Source organism: Cupriavidus sp. WS (genome assembly GCF_000395345.1).
Taxonomy (GTDB): Bacteria; Pseudomonadota; Gammaproteobacteria; order Burkholderiales; family Burkholderiaceae; genus Cupriavidus; species Cupriavidus basilensis_B.
Map to the genome: position 1 here is coordinate 1 of NZ_AQPL01000239.1, position 17,656 is coordinate 17,656.

Genomic DNA, 17,656 nt, shown 5'->3' on the forward strand with positions numbered 1-17,656 from the left:
GGGGGGCCCCAGCCACTGGCTGAACGGCAGGCCGGCCGCGCTGTCGTCGAGCGCGATGCAGGGCGCGTCCGGCCCGGCTTGCGCGCCGCCGCGCAGCGCCTCGCGCGTGGTGGCGTCGACGAACACGCGGCGCGCGCCCGCATCCCGCACCATCGTGCGCAGGGTGTCCGGGTTCAGCGCCGGCGACAGCGGCGCCACCGCCACGCCCGCGCGCAGCGCGCCGAGGAACGCGGCAACGTAGCCGATGGACATGGCCGCGCAGATGGCGACGGTGCCCTGCGCGGGCACGCCGTCGCGCTGCAAGGCCGCCGCGACGCGGTCGGCCAGGCGGTTCAGCGTGGCGTAGTCGATGCTCTGCCCGTCCAGCGCCAGGGCCGGGTGGCGCGGGCGCGAGGCGGCCTGCGCGTCGACCAGGGCGGGAAGGGGAACGAAGTCGGTACTTGTCATCGGGGGCGCAGCGAACTTCCCGCCGGAGCGGGAAAGCGTTGAGGAGAGCGTGGTCCGGGGCGCCCAGGGCGCCAGCCGCTGGGGAAAGAGTGTCGCGCCTGACGGCGGGTTCGACAATTTGGCTTTTTGGAAGTGAGCCTTGCGCGGCGGTTTTGTGCGCCGCACAAGCGGCGGCGCGGCGGCTGTGACGATGGCTGCGAGGACCATCGTCACGACCGCCGGCGCGGCGAGGAACCCGGCGCCGGCGGCGCCGGGCCGGGGGAGCCCGCTGCCTACACGGTCGCCTGCACGCGGTTCTTGCGGTACAGGATGATGGTGGCGGCCAGCCCGCACGCCGCGGCGAAGGCCATCCAGTAGCCCGGCGCGGCCTTGTCCTTGGTGACTTCGATCAGATACGTGGAGATGGCCGGCGTAAAGCCCCCGAAGATGGCGGTAGCGAGGCTGTACGCGAGCGAGAAGCCCGCCACCCGCACCTCCACCGGCATCACCTCGGTCAGCGCCACCACCATCGCGCCGTTGTACATGCCGAACAGGAACGACAGCCACAGCAGCACCAGCAGCATGCGCTCGAAGCTCGGCGCGCCGGCCAGCCAGGACAGCGCCGGGTAGGCCGTCACCAGCGCGATCAGCGAGATCGCCAGCAGGATGGGCCGGCGGCCGATGCGGTCGGACAGTGCGCCGCCGATGGGCAGCCAGATGAAGTTGGAGATGCCCACGCACAGCGTCACCGCGAGGCTGTCGGCCGTGCTCAGCTTGAGCACGGTCTTGCCGAAAGTGGGCGTGTAGACGGTGATCAGGTAGAACGTGGTGGTGGTCATGGCCACCAGCATGGTGCCGGCCAGCACGGTGCGCCAGTTGCGCAGCATGGAGTCCAGCACCTCGCGCGTGCTCGGGCGGCTGCGGCGCGCGCTGAAGGCCGCGGTCTCCTGCAGCGAGCGGCGCAGCACGAACAGGAACGGCACGATCAGGCAGCCGATCAGGAACGGGATGCGCCAGCCCCAGCTATGCAGCGCCTCGGGTGCCAGCCACTGGTTCAGCCCGAAGCCGAGCGCGGCCGCCACCACGATGGAGATCTGCTGGCTGGCCGATTGCCACGCGGTATAGAAGCCCTTGTGCCCCGGCGTGGCCATCTCCGCGAGATAGACCGACACGCCGCCCAGCTCCGCGCCGGCCGAGAATCCCTGCAGCAGGCGGCCCGTGAGCACCAGCAGCGGGGCCAGCACGCCGATGGTGGCGTAGCTCGGCACCAGCGCGATCAGGATGGTGCCGCTGGCCATCAGCGTCAGCGTCACGATCAGGCCCTTGCGCCGGCCCACCTTGTCGATGTACGCGCCCAGCATGATGGCGCCGAGCGGGCGCATCAGGAAGCCCGCGCCGAACACGGCGAAGGTCAGCATCAGCGAGGCGAACTCGCTGTCCGAGGGAAAGAACGCCTGGGAGATGTAGGTGGCGTAGAAGCCGAACAGGAAAAAATCGAACTGCTCGAGGAAATTGCCGCTGGTCACCCGCAGGACCGCGGCGAGTTTCGAGGACCCGGGTACGGCCGTCCCGGCCATTTGCGCTTGCATTGCCTGTCTCCTTGGGCACGGCGTGCGGCGTATGCGGCGCCCCCGGCGAGGCGCCGGCGGGCGACCGCTTGTGCGGCCCGCGCGTGTGGAGGTCAATATATGCGCTGCAAGCCTCCGGCGCCAGTCCCGCGGTTCGGTCCGGGCGCGGCCTGAACGTGGCTCAAGCGTGGCTCACGCGTGGTTCAAGCACAGGCTCAAGCGCAAGCGCGGCCTAGGCGTGGCGGAACGCGGGCGGGCGTTTCTCCACGAACGCGCTGGTGCCCTCGCGCGCATCGTGCGAGGCCGCGGCCACCAGGAACTGCATCGCCTCCACCGCCAGCCCCTCGTCGATCGGCAGGTTGATGCCGCGCGTGACCGCGCGCAGGCTGGCCGTCACCGCCACCGCGGAATGGCGGGCGATGCGGTCGGCCAGCCGCACGCAGGCGGGGATCAGGCCGGCCGCCTCCACCACCTCGTTGACCAGCCCGAGGCGTAGCGCCGCGGCGGCGTCGATGGCCTCACCGGTGAGGATCATCTCGTTGGCGCGCTTGCGCCCCACGTGGCGCGGCAGCCGCTGCGTGCCGCCGAACGTGGGCGGGAAGCCCAGCTTGATCTCCGGCTTGGCGAAGGTGGCGTGAGCGGCCGCGATGGCCAGGCTGCAGGCTTCCAGGATCTCGCAGCCGCCGCCGAAGGCCAGCCCGTTGACCGCCGCGATGACCGGCTTGGGGAATGCCTCGATGCGCCGCGTCATGGCCTGCCCGCGCTGCAGGAAACGGCGCAGCGCCTGCTCCGGCGAAGCCGCGAGGTCCGGCGCGAAGCCGGCGATGTCCGCGCCCGCGCTGAAGGCGCGCGTGCCGCTGCCGGTCAGGATCACGCAGCGCACGGCCGGGTCCGCCTCGATGGCGTCGAGCTTTTCCATCAGGTCGTCGATCAGCGCGTAGCTCAGCGCATTGAGCTTGGCCGGGCGGTTCAGCACCAGCAGCGCGTGCGCGCCCAGCGCGCGACATTGCACCGGCGCGTCGTCGTGGCCGCGCGCATCGACGCCTCCGAAGCCATGCTCAACCTCGAGCGCGAAGGCATCGACCTCGCCATCCGCCTCAACGCCCAGCCCCCCGGCCCCGGCGACCCGCGCCCGCTGCTGCGCGAGCGCCTGATGCTGGTGGCCGCGCCCGCCATCGCCGCGCGCATCACCGAGCCGCGCCACATGCTCGACGCGCCGCTGCTGGTGTTCCACGATCCCGGCGCGCGCTTCGCCTGGATGTCGTGGACGCAGTGGTACCAGCGCCTGGGCCTGGCGCGCTCGTCCAAGCAGGCCTGCCTGTACTTCTCGCAATACGCCCACGTCCTCAACGCCGCCGTCCAGCAGGCCGGCATCGCCATCGGGCGCACGCCGATGGTGTTGCCGATGCTCAAGAGCGGCCAGCTTCAGGTGGTGCTGCCGGAGCATGCCGTCGACGGGCTGACGTACCAGATCGTTGCCGCCGACACCGAACGGCCCGGGGTGCGGCAGTTCCGGGCGTGGCTGGAAGGGGAGTTGGCGGGGGAGGTGATTGGGTGATGTGGCGCGGCGCGGGGCGCTGAGGCCGGTTTCCGCCGGTATTCAGGTGGCGTCAGGCCGACGCCTGCATCCGATGTCCATGAAATTCGGAAAATTCCGCAGTACAAACCAGACTTTGGGGGGGTGATCGTTTTCCCTCGCAGTGCCGTAATTCAGGGTCAACGGCGACAAATCGCATAAATGGCAGTTTCGGGAAACTTGACAGTTTCCGTGGAGCTGCCGTAGCTGCGTGCGATCGCCGATCCACCAGGGTGCCGGCGCCATCGCGTCGCGCCCCGATCATGGCGCTGCAAACGCGAGGAAAATCAGGCGGAAAACACACGTTGAAGCCTTCAATTCGCCCGGATCCACCGGGGCCGTTTGCGCATAAGGTTGAGCGGAGTGCAAGCGGTGCAGGCAGTAAATTTCAGGGTTGGTGCAGGGATTTTCGCGGTGGCGGCGGGCTGGAGCCTGGCCGCCGTGGCCGCCGGCGTGACGCCCGACGGCGGCTCCGTCACCACCGTCACCACGGGGGCCGGCGGCCGCATCACGGTCGGTGTGGCGCAGGCGGTGGGCGGCGTCTCCACCAATACGTACCGCGATTTCAACGTGCCCCGCGCGGGTGTCGATCTCGACAACCGCGCCGCCTTCGCCCGCGTCATTCTCAATCAGGTCACGAGCACGAATCCGTCCGTGCTGGAAGGGCAGCTCGCGGTGCTCGGCCAGCGCGCCCACGTCATCATCGCCAATCCCAACGGCATCAGCGTGAACGGTGCTTCCGTGCTGAACGTGGGGAACCTCGCGCTGACCACCGGCCAGGTTTCGTTCAATGATTTCATCAGGCCGGACGGCGAGCTCCAGCGCAACGTCAAGCTGGCAACCACGGCGGGCATGATCGACGTCGGCCCCGGCGGCCTGTCGGGCGAGCTGCTCAATCTCGAGCTGGTGGCCAAGCAGATACGCATCGCGGGCAAGGTCGAGAACCGCTTCGACAATGCCAACGCGCACATCCGCGCGGTGGCCGGGACCAGCAACGCGGAGATCGATTCCAGCATTTCCCCCACCGACAACGCCAGCGAGTGGGTCAAGTATTCGGCGCCGGCGGTCAACCCGGGGCAGGGGTTCGCCGTGGACATCACCGCGGCGGGCAGCCTGAGCGCCGGGCGCATCGAGCTGATGGTGACGGACCAGGGCGCGGGCGTGCGGCATGCCGGCGCGGCGTATGCCACCGCCGGCGATTTCGTCGTCTCGGGCACCGGCGACCTGCAACTTGCCTCCGGCCGGATCCAGGCCGCGCGGGACGTGCTGATCGGCAGCGGCGGTCTGGTCGGCAACGGCAACGTCGTGGCCGGCCGGCACCTGCAGGTGGCTTCCGAGCGGGTCGACCTGGCGGCTTCCGCCTTGAGCGCGGGCACCCGCACCGCGGGCGACCTCGTGATCGGGTCGTCCGGGCAGGTGCATGCGCAGCCCGTCGCGCTGGCGGACACCACGCTGGCGGCCAGCGGCGGCATCGGCGTGTTCGACGCCGGCCCCGGCGTGCTGTGGCGCGGCACGCAAGCCACCGCCGGCGGGAATATCGTCCTTGCCGCCACCGGGCTGCAGACTGCACAGGGCGCGGGCCGCAGCGCCCTGGTCTCGAAGAGCGGCGCCGTTTCCATCGAGGCCGCAAATGCCACGCTCGCCGGCACCGATATCGACGGCACGGCCGGCACGGCGATCCGGGCGCAGTCGCTGGCGCTGCAGGATGCCGACGTGCGTTCCTCCGGCGGCGCCATCGCGGTCACGGTCACGGGCGACTATGCCCAGCAGGACAGCACCCTGCTGGCCGCCGGCGATGTCCGCCTGCGCGCGGGCGCGGTGTCCATCGGCTCGGACGCCCGGCAATCGAGCGTGGTCGCCACCGGCGGCGGCGTGCTGGTGCGGGCCGACGGCGACATCGCCAACAGCGGCGGGCTGATCCAGGGGCAGGCGAGGAACGCCGACGATGCCGAGGTGGCCGGCGCCGTCACGCTGCGCGCCGGCGGCAACATCCTCAACACCGCCACGCCGCAATGGCTGGGCATCCTGTTCGGCGCCGGCGACGACGTCTCGGTGCAGGCCGGCGGCGACGTCGTCAACCTGCACGGCCGCATGCTGTCCAACGGCTATCTCGACGTGCGCGCCGGCGGCGACCTGCTCAACCAGATCACCAAGCAGGCCGGCGCCAACGGCGAGCAGCCCGACTTCCGCACCGCCTCCGGCAAGCGCTGGCTGTTCCTGACCAAGAGCACGGCCAGCTTCGACGTGGACTACGGCCAGGCCGACCGGCCCGGGCAGATCGCCTACCTGCTGTCGGACAAGGGCACCACGCTGACCGGCCGCAACGTGATCAACCAGGGCGGCGAGATCTATGCCAACAACGGCGACATCACCGTGCGGGCCGCCGATACCTTCAGCACGCAGGGCGTGGCCACCGGCAGCGCGCACTACGCGCGCTCGTGCCTGATCGTGTGCCGCGCCTCGGCATCGTCCACCACCACCGTGACCGGCGGCCTGCTGTCCGCCGGCGGCAACATCGACATCCAGGCGGGCAACGTGGCCGCCAACGTGGGTGGCCGGGTGCTGGCGCTGGGCGACCTGCGCGTCGACGCGCCCGTCACTTACGCCACCGGCATCACCGGCTACAGCGCCATCGCGCGGGACCGCGGCTTCAAGGCGTTTTTCGGCGACACCTGGGCCCGGCTCTACGCGATGGACGTGGGCGGCAGCTGGATGGCGGCGGGCCGCACCACCGTCACCGGCGACACCGTGACCAACGGCGGCAGCTTCGACGGCGACGTGGCCATCGCCGGCAACGCGGCCACGCTCCGGCCGCGCCAGCGCGATCCGGTGTCCATCGACAACCGGCTGGGCCTTACGTCCTGGTTCTGGAAATGACGGACGTGAGCATGCGCGACTTCGACGGATTCCATGCCGTGGCGGCACTGGCCGCCGCGCTGGCGATGACGCCGGCAATGGCGCAGGTGCCGCCGCTTCCCGTGCCGTCCGCGCCGGCGGTGCAGGAAGACCCCGCGCAACGCCTGCTGCGCGAGCAGCGCCAGCGCGAGCTGGAGCGCGAGGCCACCCAGCCGCCGGCGCAGATCCAGGCCGCGCCCGGGCTGGCGCCGGACGCGCCGGTCGAGGCCGTGCCGGAAACCTCCGCCACCTTCGAGATCCGGCGCATCCAGGTGCGCGGCAACACCGTGCTCTCCGAGGCCGAGGTCGATGCCATCACCGCGCCGTTCCTGGGCCACGCGCTCGGCACCAACCGCATCAACCTGCTGCTGCGCCGCTTCACCGAGGCCTTCGTGGCCCGCGGCTACATCACCACGCGCGCCTACCTGGGCGAGCAGAACCTGGCCAGCGGCGTGCTCGTCGTCACCGTCGTGACCGGCACGGTGGAGTCGGTCCAGCTCAACGGCCGCGTCATCCGCCCGGGCGGCGGCGGGCTGTTCGACACCGTTGGCGGCGGCCTGCTGACCGATGCCGGCACCGCGTGGCAGTTCCCGGCGCCGGACGACACCCTGCGCCTGCCCGACCTGGAGCAGGGCGTCGACCAGATCAACCGCCTGCGCCGCAACCAGGCCGAGCTGCAGATCCTGCCCGGCCAGACCCCGGGCAGCTCGGTGGTGGCGCTGACGAACCAGACCGGCGACCGCTTCCGCTTCAACGCGGGGGTGGACAACTACGGCAGCCGCAGCACCGGCATCGCGCGCACCCGGCTGGGCATCGACGCGGACAACGCGCTGGGCTTCCAGGAGTCCGTTTCCGCCAGCTACATCGGCACGGTGGACACCAATGCCGCCGTGCTGTCGGCGGCCGTGCCGTTCGGCTACAACACGTTCAGCTATACCGGCTCGCTCTCGGAGTACCAGAGCGCCATCGCCGACACGGCGCTGCTCTACGGCCGCAGCCTCGGCCACACGCTGGGCTGGAACCGCGTGATCACCCGCGACAGGACCGGGCGCCAGGCGCTGGACCTGACGCTGACCTATCGCAAGAGCGAGCGCGAGATCAACAACCTGCAGCTCGACCCCCAGCGCCTGACCGTGCTGCGCGCGGCCTGGAGCGGGCTGCGCCGCTTCGCCGCCAACGGGCAGCCCGGATACGCCACGGCGGAGGCCGGCATCTCGCGCGGCCTGACCTCCCTGAACGCGACCCGCGATCCGTCGGACATCCGCGCCGACGAAGCCCACGCGCAGTTCACCAAGCTGGACGCCAGCGCCACGCTGCAATTGCCGCTGCCGCGCCTGTCTGGCGGCGCGCAACTGGCCTGGCGCGCGCAACTCGCCGGCCAGTGGGCCAACGTCGCGCTGTTCGGCTCCGAGCAGATCTACGCGGGCGGCATGAGCACCGTGCGCGGCTTCCGCGAAGGCGTGATCGCGGGCGACCGCGGCGCCTACCTGCGCAACGAGCTGGCCTGGGCCAACGCCCCGGCGCTGGCCGGCGTGCGCATGGAACCCTATGTGTTTCTCGACGGCGGCCAGGCCGCCTATGTGGCAACGCGCAACTGGCAGTCCGTCGCCGGCACCGGCCTGGGGCTGCGCCTTTCCGCCCAGTGGGCCAGGCAGGTCTTCACCAGCGAGCTGATGCTCGGCATGCCGCTGGCGCAGCCCGCCTATCTGGGCACGAAGAGCGCGCTGGTGCTCGCCACCCTGAACTGGACTTACTGAACCCACGCTTTATCGGCTATCCCAAGGACCCGTCATGCAAGCACAGATCCGCCTCGTTCGCCTTACTCGCCTCACTCGCCTCACTCGCCTCGTTGCCGCCGCCGCGCTGGCCTGCGGCCTGCAGGCCGCGCAGGCCGCCACCGTCAACGGCGTGGCCGTGACCGACGAACAGGTCACGCAGGCCATGCAGCAGATGCGCATCGCCGACGCGCCGCAGGCACGCGAAGCCATCAAGCAGCAGCTCATCGCGCGCGAGCTGTTCCGCCAGGAAGCGGCCAAGGACAAGACGCTGGAGACGCGCCCCGAAGTCCAGGCCGCGCTGCGCGAGGCGCGCAACAACATCCTGACCCAGGCCTGGCTCAAGGACAGGATCAAGCCCGCGCCCGTCACCGACGAGCAGGTCAGGCAGCGCTACGACGCCATCGTCGCCAGCCTGGGCGAGAAGGAATACAAGGCCCGCGTGATCGAAGTCGCGGACGATGCGGCCGCCGGCAGCGCGCTGGCCCGCATCAAGGGCGGCGAGGACTTCGGCAAGGTCGCGCAGGCGGTCAGCCTGGCGCCCTCCAGGGCCAGCGGCGGCGCCATGGAATGGATCAGCTTCAAGGTGCCGGCGCAGGAGGGGCAGACCCAAAGCTTGCCGCTGCCGCTGGCGCAGGCCATTGCGGCGCTGCCGGCCGGGGCGGTCAGCGCCGCGCCCATTGCCTGGAACAACCACCGCTTCCTGGTCAAGGTCGATGAAGCGCGGCCGACCCAGGTCCCGGCCTACGAGGCCGCCAAGCCCGGCATCCAGCAGGCCCTGCAGGCGCAGGCGCTCGAGCGCGCCACCACCGCGCTGGTCACGCAGTTGCTGACCAAGGCAAAGATCACCCAGTAAGGCGATCCGGCACCGCCCCAGCGCAGGCGGCGAGCGGGACCCGCAGGCAGAACGAACAAGAAGACAGCCAGAACCGACCATGCACCACGACCGACCGGCCACGCCATCCACCGACACGCAGCAACCCATGCCGCCGCTCGCCGCCACCGGCGCCGCCGACGCGGGCGCGCTGTCGCTTGCCGAACGCGGGCGCCGCAGCGTGCTGGCGCGCGCGATGGCGGGGCTGGTCGCCATGACCTTGTGGCTTGGCCCCATGCAGGTCACGTTGCAGCAGGCGCAGCAGGCCGCCGGCGTGCTGGCCGCGGGCGCGGTGGAACTGCAGGCGCCGGCGGTGCATGCGGGCGCGGTGCGGCAGAGCTTGCTGCGCTGGGCGGTCGCCCACCTGCCGGTGATGCTGCGCTTCGGCCCGGCGCAGGCCTACGCCGCGCCGATCACGGACCCCAGCGCCCCGGTACGCTTCACCCCCACCATCACCAGCACCACCGGCCCCGGCGCGCCGCAGGGCGGCGTGCCCGTGGTGGGCATCACCACGCCCAATGCGCAGGGCATTTCGCTGAACCAGTACCGCGCCTTCGTGGTCGACCCGATCGGCCTGATCCTGAACAACAGCGCCACCGGCGGCGGCAGCTTCCTGGGCGGGCAGGTCGGCGCCAACGCCAACCTCGCCGCGTCGGGTCCGGCCAGCCTCATCATCAACCAGGTCACGAGCCAGTCGCCGGCGCAGATCAACGGCACCGTGGAAGTGTTCGGCGCGCCGGCCGGGCTGGTGGTCGCCGCGCCGGGCGGCGTCTACACCAGTGGCGCCGGCTTCACCAACACCACGCAGGTCACGCTGACCACCGGCACGCCCCAGTTCCTCACGGCCGGCGGCGCGCCGACCAGCTTCGACACGGCGGCCGCGGCCGGTTTCCTGGTGCAGGGCGGGCGCGTGCAGATCGCCAACCCGGCGCCGGGCAACGCCAATGCGTCCGGCATCGAAGGCACGGTCGGCAACATCAGCCTGATCGCGGAGTCGATCGGCATCGACGCGGCCCTGCACGCCGGCAACCAGATCAACCTCGTGGCGGGCCGGCAACTGGTCACGCCCGACGCGGGCGGCTTCGCCACGTCCGCCGCGGGCGCCAACAACGCGGCCACGAACAGCTCCGCCACCGGCGGCCTGGCCATCGATGCCACCGCCTTCGGCGCCATGAATGCCGGCCAGATCAAGATCGTCAGCACGGCCGCCGGGCTCGGCGTGCGCGCCGATGGCAGCCTGGCGGCATCGTCCGGCAACCTGACGCTCGATTCGGCAGGCAACCTCAAGGTGGGCAACACCTACGCCAAGCAGCAGGCCGCGCTCACCGCCGCCGGCGCGGTCGCCGCCTCGGGCAATGGCCTCGGCGAGGCCGGCTACAGCATCAAGGCGGGCACGGACGCCACGCTTGGCGGCACGCTCGAATCCGGCCGCGCCTTGTCGGTGGCGGCCGGCGGCTCGATCACCGGCGCCGGCGGCGCGAAGGCGCAGGACGCCGTGACCCTGGCCGCGGGCGGCAGCGTCGATATCGGCGGCGTGGTCAACGGCGCGCAGGTGGCGGTGCAGGCCGCCGGCAACGACGGCCGCGGCGACATCCGGCTGCGCGGCGACGTCACCTCGCCCGGCCAGATCCAGCTCCTAGCCGCGCGCGACACCACCATCGACGGCAACGCGATCTCCGCCGGCGACCTGAACCTGTCCACCCGGCGCAACCTGACCATCAACGGCGCGGCAGGCAGCACCAGCGGCAACGTGGCGCTGACCGGTGTCACCGGCAGCGTCACCACGGCCGGCAATGTCGTGTCGCCCGGCACGCTCACGGTGAACGCCGGCACCGACGTCAACCTTGGTGGCGAAGTGCTGTCCGCAAAATCCGCCACCGTGGTCGCCGGCAGCGGCAGCATCGCCACCACAGGCCAGATCGGCAGCAATGAGGATCTCACGCTCTCCGCCGCGCAGAACGTGACCGTGGGCGGCCAGGCGCAAAGCGCCGGCAACACCGCGATCACCGCCGCCGCGGGCAGCGTGGCCATCGACGGCGCGCTCACCAGCGACAAGGACGTCACCGTCACGGCCGGGCGCGATGCCGTGGTTTCCGGCAACCTCGGCAGCGGTGGCGCGGTCGCCCTGACGGCCACGGCCGGTTCCGCCACCGTGAACGGCACGCTCGGCAGCGTCGGCAATGCCAGCCTGGCGGCGGGCCAGGACATCCACCTCGCCGGCAGCGTGCTCGCCGGCGGCAACCTGGCCGCCAACGCCGGCCGGACCCTCGACGCGGGCCAGCTCACCTGGGTCGCGGGCAATGCCACGCTGCGCGGCAAGGACATCTCCATCGGCTCCGCGCCCGGGCAGGTCAACGCCGTGAGCGGCACGCTCGACGCCGCCGCCACGCGCAATCTCACGTTGACGGGCGACACCACGGCAGGCAACGCCAGCCTCGCCGGGCAAGCGGTCGCCAACGGCGGCGCCACCATCGCCACGCAGCAACTGACCGTGCAAGGCGGCGCGCTCAGCAATACCGGCACCCTTGCCGGCAACCAGCTCACTCTGGCCGCCGACAGCCTCGTCAACCGCGGCACCATCGGCGGCCAGAACGTCACCGCCACCCTTGCCGGTGGCCTGGACAACGCCCAGGGCCTGATCGCCGGCACGCAAAACCTGGCGGTCACGGCAGGCGCGCTCACGGCCAACCAGGGCGGCACGCTGTTCGCCGGCGACCTGAGCGGCCAGAATCCGGCCATCGGCGACCTGGCATTCAGCGTGACGGGCGGCAACGGCAGCTTCAACAACGCCGCCGGCCAACTGCTGGCCGGCAACAACCTCACGCTCAACACCCCCAGCCAGGTATTCGACCCGTCCGCCGCCGCCAACGGCACGCTCAATGCCAATGGCACGCTGACGCTGGCCACGCTGGCCATCAACAACACCGGTACCTGGAACGTGCCGGGCGGCAGGGTCGTGCTCAACGCCAGCCAGGGCATCACCAATACCGGCACCATCCAGAAGGCGGGCGACCTGTCGCTTGCCACCGGCGGCACGCTGGCCAACAGCGGCCAGATCATCGGCGGCGGCAACCTGTCCCTGTCGGCCGGCAGCCTCGGCAACACCGGCACCGTGCACGCCAATGGCGACCTCGCGCTGAATGGCGACATCGCCAATGCCGGCACCGTGGAATCGCTCGGCAATATCGCCATCACCGGCAGCAACTACGACAACCGCGGCGGCACCACGCAGGCCAATGGCGATCTCAAGATCGACATCGGCGGCACGGTGAACAACCTGGGCAGCGTGCTCGGCGCCAACGGCAACCTGCATATCGCGGCCGGCGCGGTCATCAACGACCGTGCCGGCCCGGTGGATGCGGGCAGCGCCACCAGCAAGGCCAGCAATCCGGGCCTGCTCGATACCGTGGTCATCGGCAGCTACGTGCCGTGGCTGCCCGGCGGCAGCTGCGACAGCTGCCCGGGTTTCATCCCCGGCACGCCGACCGAAGTCACGCTGGGCAATGTCATGCGCAACCCGGACGGCTCGGTGCGGCTGGTCCTGGGCAGGGAGAACACCACGAGCGGGGATGGCTTTGCGCAGGTCTATCTCTGGCACTTCATTCCCACCTCGGCGTGGGGCGGCACCATGCCGCCCGACTACCAGAATGCCACCGTGCGGGACATCGCCGCGCCCACGGTGGATCGCACCACGATACGGCAGGCCGACGGCGCGGCAGGACAGATCATCAGCGGCGGCAATCTCGACATTACCGCCGCATCCCTGTCGAACAAGGGTGGCGTCGTGTCCGCCGGCAGGGACGTCACGCTCAATCTCGGCAGCCTCGACAACGGCCGCTCGGCAACGCTGGTCAACAGCGTTACGGATACCGTCAACCAGGCCGACCTGTCCGCCTTCATGGCGCGGCTTGCCGCGCTGACGACCGAGCTGGTGTCCCCGACCATGCCCGGCCCGCTGGTCTACGGCGTGCCGCCGGTCATCAGCGACTGCGATACCTGTCCCGGCCCGCCACCGTGGTCGCCGGTCGTGCTCGGCCAGACCGGCAGCGGCGCCCAGCCGGCGCTGCCCAGCCAGTCCACCGTGAGCTACCAGCTCGGCAAGGCCGGCCAGATCGTCGCCGGCGGCAACCTTGGCCTGACCGGCACCGGCGACCTGACCAACAGCGGCGACCTGGCCGCCGCCGGCAAGATCGCCATCGCCACGCCCGGCACCTTCACCAACCAGGGCCTGCACGACAGCCAGGTCATCACCACGCCGGGCTGCGTGCCCGGCGCTGCCTCCTGCCCGGGCGACAGCTACCAGCGCGTGGAGACGCTGGCCTGGCAGCAGACCCCCAGCACGGTCGCCGCGGGCCAGACGCTGACCATCGACGCCGCCAATATCCAGAACCTCAGCGGCACGCTGGCCGCGCAAGGCGACGTCAAGCTCACCGCCGGCAGCAGTGTCACCAACCAGGCCGGGGCCATCCAGTCCCTGAACGGCGACGTGTCGATCACCGCGCCCACGCTGGTCAACAAGACGCTGGACCCGGTCCAGCTGCACAAAAGCTACGGCAGCAGCAACCCCGCCTACGCGGGCGGCTGCAACCCGGGCGGCAGCTACGGCAACAGCCAGTGCGCCGCCACCGAAGATACCGCCGCCGGGCCGGCCGCCGTCATCAGCGCCGCGCGCGACGTGCAGATCAACGGCGGCACGCTGACCAACAAGGGTGCCCTGATCACCGGCGGGCGCGACGTCACGGTCAGCGCCAGCGGCGCCATCGACAACAGCAGCCTGCCGCTCAATGCCGACTGGGTAGGCCGCTGGCAGGAAGATCGCTCCGGCGGCGACCGCTGGCACGACACCGGCGGACGCGCCACGCTCGGCAGCCTCGAATCCGGCATCCAGGCCGGCCGCGCGCTGTCCGTCACCGCGGGCGGCCAGGTGCTCAACACCGGCAACTTGATGGGCAGCACCGTCGACCTCACCGGCGCGGCGCTGGTCAACGGCTACACCAGCCCCAACCAGCCCACGCCGCCGTCCACCGGCGCACAGCAGGTCATCTCCCTCGGTCCCGTGGCCGCACCCGCCGGCGCCGTGCCGGCCGCCACACCCGTGAGCGATCCCACGCGGCCCTGGCAGTTCAACCCCGTGATCGTGGCCGCGCCCACGGCGCCGGACGTCGGCGGCAAGCAGACCATCGACTGGCACTTCAACGCCAACCTGGGCGGCAACCCGGTCGGCGGCCCCAGCGTCAATACCGATCGCGCCCAATACATCAACAACAGCGCGGCCACCGCCGTGCTGGCCGGCGTCACGCCGGACAGCCTGCTGGCGCAACTGCCGGCCGAACTGCGCCCAGGCAACGTCAACTTCTACTACGACCCCTACACCGAAGGCCAGAAGCTCCAGCAAGCGGCCCTGCAACAGACCGGACAAGCCAGCTTCATCAACGGCCTGGCGTGGGACAGCCAGAACCAGCTCTCGGTCACCGACCAGGAAAAGCTGGTCCTGTACCGCAACGCGGCGGACTACGCCAAGGAACACAGCATCGCGCTGGGCACCGCGCTCACGCCCGGGCAGGTGTCGGCGCTGGACGCGCCGATGCTGTGGTACGTGCAGCAAGCCGTGCCCGACCCGAGCTGCAACAGCCTGGCGAGCACGGCGTGCCCGACGGTCAACGCGCTGGTGCCGCAGGTCTACCTGCCCGAAGGCTACGCCCAGGCACTGACCAAGCCCACCGGCGGCAGCATCGCGGGCGACAACATCAAGCTGGACATCGAAGGCCAGCTACGCAACACCGGCACGGTGACGGCCACCGACACGCTGCAGGTCAAGGCCGGCAGCATCGAGATCGGCCCGAACGTGGTGGACATCGGCACCTCGGCGTACAAGGTGCAAGGCGGCTGGAACGAGATCACGGGCACGGTGGTACAGCCGGGCGGGTTCATGAGCGCGATGCACATGGACATCGAGACCGAGCGCATCCACGCGGTAAACGATGCCTTCCTGATCCGCAACGCCGACGGCACGGTAGACGAAGCCGCGACGCTGGCGCTGGTGAACCAGTTGAAGGCCAACCTTGGGCTGAATTACACCGAGGATACGGTCAGCGACGATATTCATACGCGGTTTATCAAGGAGAAGAAGGGGTTTGGGGTTCTTGGCCAGATCGTCATGATGGTGGCGGCTGTGGCCATCTCCATCGTGACGGCCGGGGCAGCTTCGGCCGCCATGGGCGTGGCGCTGGCACAGATGACGTTGGGCCAGGCAATGCTGACAGCCGCGCTGTCGAGCATAGCGAGCAGCGCGTTCACGCAGATTGCCTCGGGCCAGGGACTGGACTTCGGGAAGCTGGCCATGGCAGGGGCGGTCGCCGCGGCGACCGCCGGACTGACCAACGGTATCACCTTCGACGGCAACAGCTTCGGAGTAAGCGCATGGGGGGAATCGCTCAAGGGGACGAGTACCCTGGCGAACCTCGCCGGCACGAACAGCCTGAGCGGCGTAGTGCAGGCAGCAAAGGATGGGGCGACTGGCACACTGTTGCAGCAGGCTGTCGGCATCGTTGGCACGGGCCTGATCAATGCCGGTGTCAGCACGGCGGTGTACGGCGGCAGCTTTGGGAATGCGCTCAAGGGCAGTTTGGTAGCGCAGGCGGCGGCGCTGGGGGCCAATTCGATTGGAAGTCAGACGGACGCGGGCTCCTGGCAGAGTGTGGCGAGCCATGCAGCGTTGGGTTGCGTTGCTGGCGCGGCTGGAAGTGGTGATTGTGTATCTGGGGCTATTGGGGGAGCCACCTCAGCGGTGGTGGCTCCGCTTGTCGGCAGCGCCTTGGGTATCGAGACGAACGCCGATCGTGCGAACGTAGTCAACCAAGTGGTGGTAACCGCTATAGCCATGCTGGCGGGCGGCAGTTTGGCGGTGGCCTTGGGCCAGGACGCCACGGTGGCAGCGGGAGCGGCACAGAATGAGGCGCTTAATAACTACCTAAGTAGCAAATCGGAGCGGGAAGCCTTTGATAAGGCCAATCGTGAGTGTGCGAATGGTGTTTTGTCATCGTGTGCGGCTGCCAATATTTACGCGGAAGCTGACCGAAAGAAAAACGATGTACTGACTAATGGCCTGAGTGACTGCGAAGGGAGCAGTTGCCAGTCGCTCGCAAGCTGGATTCAGGAGCAGAAGACTGCTTACGGTTGTGGGTCGGCATCGGGTTCCGTAGACTGCCAAGTGCTAGACAGGAGTTGGCAGATTGCGCAAGCGAAGGCGCAGGGGCTGGAGGCGCCGGCATTTGCGCCGGATGACTTGATCGGCACAGGGCTGGTCAAGGGGCTGCTCACGGGTACACTGAAAGAAGTTGGCCTGTTGGGTGTGATGAAGGCCATTCCTGGTGACGTTGCTAAGGCTTTAGGGGATGGACTCGCCAAAAATTCACCGGGAAGTCTGCCATTCTCCGTCTGGGATACATCAATCACAAGCGCTGGCAGTCGGTTTCTGAACGTCGAAACGAACCTAACAGCCAAAGAATTCGAGCAGAATTTGAGGTCAAACGGATACAAGGTCGCCAGTCAAGGGGTTAATACGAATGGGCCATTTTCCGTTTTGACCAACGGGGTCTCAACATACACTACATACATACGTTCAAGCACGGGAGAGACTGGCGCATTTTACAAGGGGCCGAATGGGATAAGTGCCAAATTCTCCTTGGTTGGCCAATGATGAAGGGGACTGTTATGAATGGAATGAAACAGGAAGATGTGCATAGATTGGCATTTAAAAATCTATCGCGTACGCTTGATAGGGGATGGGGGTTTCCGAATCAAGTGTTTAAAGGGAGATGGAGTGTTTTTCTTTTTTTTGAATCGGATCGGGCATTTGATCCTGAATTTTCTGATATCTTAAATGATATTCTAATAATTGAGGGTGGGAGTGTTGCCTGCTTATTGAATATCGATAAAACTAATTTATTTGAGTTTGAAAGAATATCATCAATATTTATAGATAGGACGACTACCCGTAACTCATATGGATTGGCGCTTGAGGGGGATGGTCCGGAGAACGGGTGGATTTATCTAATGGATAAATATATATGCATGTCGGATATTGGGGATTGGTGTTTTTATTGCGAAAAAAGTAATGATATTGCAGTGATGGCGCTGCGAGAAGTGGAGTATGTAAGTAGATTTCAGAGGCCTTTGAGTAGTTTGTTGGCGAAGCCGATAGAAGAGTTGTTGGATGGTGGCCGCTCTCCTTTGTTTCCGTTCGATCATTTAGTCCCTGCGTGGCGTAAAGTACTGCTGGAGAATTATGGCAGAACTGGCAACCTATCGAGCTGATGCGGCCTGTTTCGAACCGCGTTTACCGAACTACCGAATACAGGAAATGCAGCAATATTCGCTGGTGGACGGATGCCCAGATCCAAAAGTACTTCATGGAACTCACAGGGGCGACGCAGCTACCAGCAGCCAGAACGATCCCCGGAAAGGGAACCTTGTACGTGGTGAACACACCCAGCGGCAATTTCACTCTCCGAGATTTTTCCACTTCGTCCGGACAGACAGG

The 17,656-nt window shown here is 68.6% G+C and carries 9 protein-coding genes; 6 read left to right on the plus strand and 3 right to left on the minus strand.

All coding sequences use genetic code 11. The annotated features are described in order from the left end of the window. The 3 genes from K206_RS38760 to K206_RS0119615 form a co-directional block, all read right to left on the minus strand. Positions 1-447 (minus strand): AMP-binding protein (locus tag K206_RS38760; protein ID WP_043366922.1); only part of this gene is annotated, 447 nt, incomplete at its 3' end. A gap of 272 nt (positions 448-719) precedes the next feature. Next, complete coding sequence (locus K206_RS0119610) at positions 720-2,015, minus strand: MFS transporter (RefSeq protein ID WP_020204094.1); 1,296 nt, start codon at positions 2,013-2,015, stop codon at positions 720-722. A gap of 211 nt (positions 2,016-2,226) precedes the next feature. Further along, a complete protein-coding gene (locus K206_RS0119615; protein WP_020204095.1) occupies positions 2,227-3,006 on the minus strand; it encodes a crotonase/enoyl-CoA hydratase family protein in 780 nt (259 codons plus the stop codon). On the opposite strand from K206_RS0119615, the gene K206_RS0119620 reads away from it, so the two are divergent. The 6 genes from K206_RS0119620 (at position 2,980) to K206_RS42970 (ending at position 17,430) form a co-directional block, all read left to right on the plus strand. Then, complete coding sequence (locus K206_RS0119620; protein WP_231401633.1) at positions 2,980-3,552, plus strand: LysR substrate-binding domain-containing protein; 573 nt, start codon at positions 2,980-2,982, stop codon at positions 3,550-3,552. The genes K206_RS0119615 and K206_RS0119620 overlap by 27 nt on opposite strands. A gap of 390 nt (positions 3,553-3,942) precedes the next feature. Continuing rightward, the gene (locus tag K206_RS0119625; protein WP_231401634.1) at positions 3,943-6,447 is read left to right on the plus strand and encodes a filamentous hemagglutinin N-terminal domain-containing protein; all 2,505 of its coding nucleotides are present in this window, start codon (positions 3,943-3,945) and stop codon (positions 6,445-6,447) included. Positions 6,448-6,458: 11 nt separating this feature from the next. After that, positions 6,459-8,222, plus strand: a complete 1,764-nt coding sequence (locus K206_RS0119630) for a ShlB/FhaC/HecB family hemolysin secretion/activation protein (RefSeq protein WP_029043835.1) — start codon at positions 6,459-6,461, stop codon at positions 8,220-8,222. A gap of 34 nt (positions 8,223-8,256) precedes the next feature. Continuing rightward, positions 8,257-9,096 carry a peptidylprolyl isomerase gene (locus K206_RS0119635; protein WP_020204099.1) on the plus strand — a complete coding sequence of 280 codons (840 nt, stop codon included), beginning with the start codon at positions 8,257-8,259 and terminating at the stop codon, positions 9,094-9,096. 79 nt (positions 9,097-9,175) lie between these two features. Next, on the plus strand, positions 9,176-16,813 hold the full coding sequence (locus tag K206_RS0119640; RefSeq protein WP_231401635.1) for a filamentous hemagglutinin N-terminal domain-containing protein: 7,638 nt from the start codon (positions 9,176-9,178) through the stop codon (positions 16,811-16,813). A gap of 23 nt (positions 16,814-16,836) precedes the next feature. Continuing rightward, a complete protein-coding gene (locus K206_RS42970) occupies positions 16,837-17,430 on the plus strand; it encodes a hypothetical protein (protein WP_155888142.1) in 594 nt (197 codons plus the stop codon). Positions 17,431-17,656: the final 226 nt, after the last annotated feature.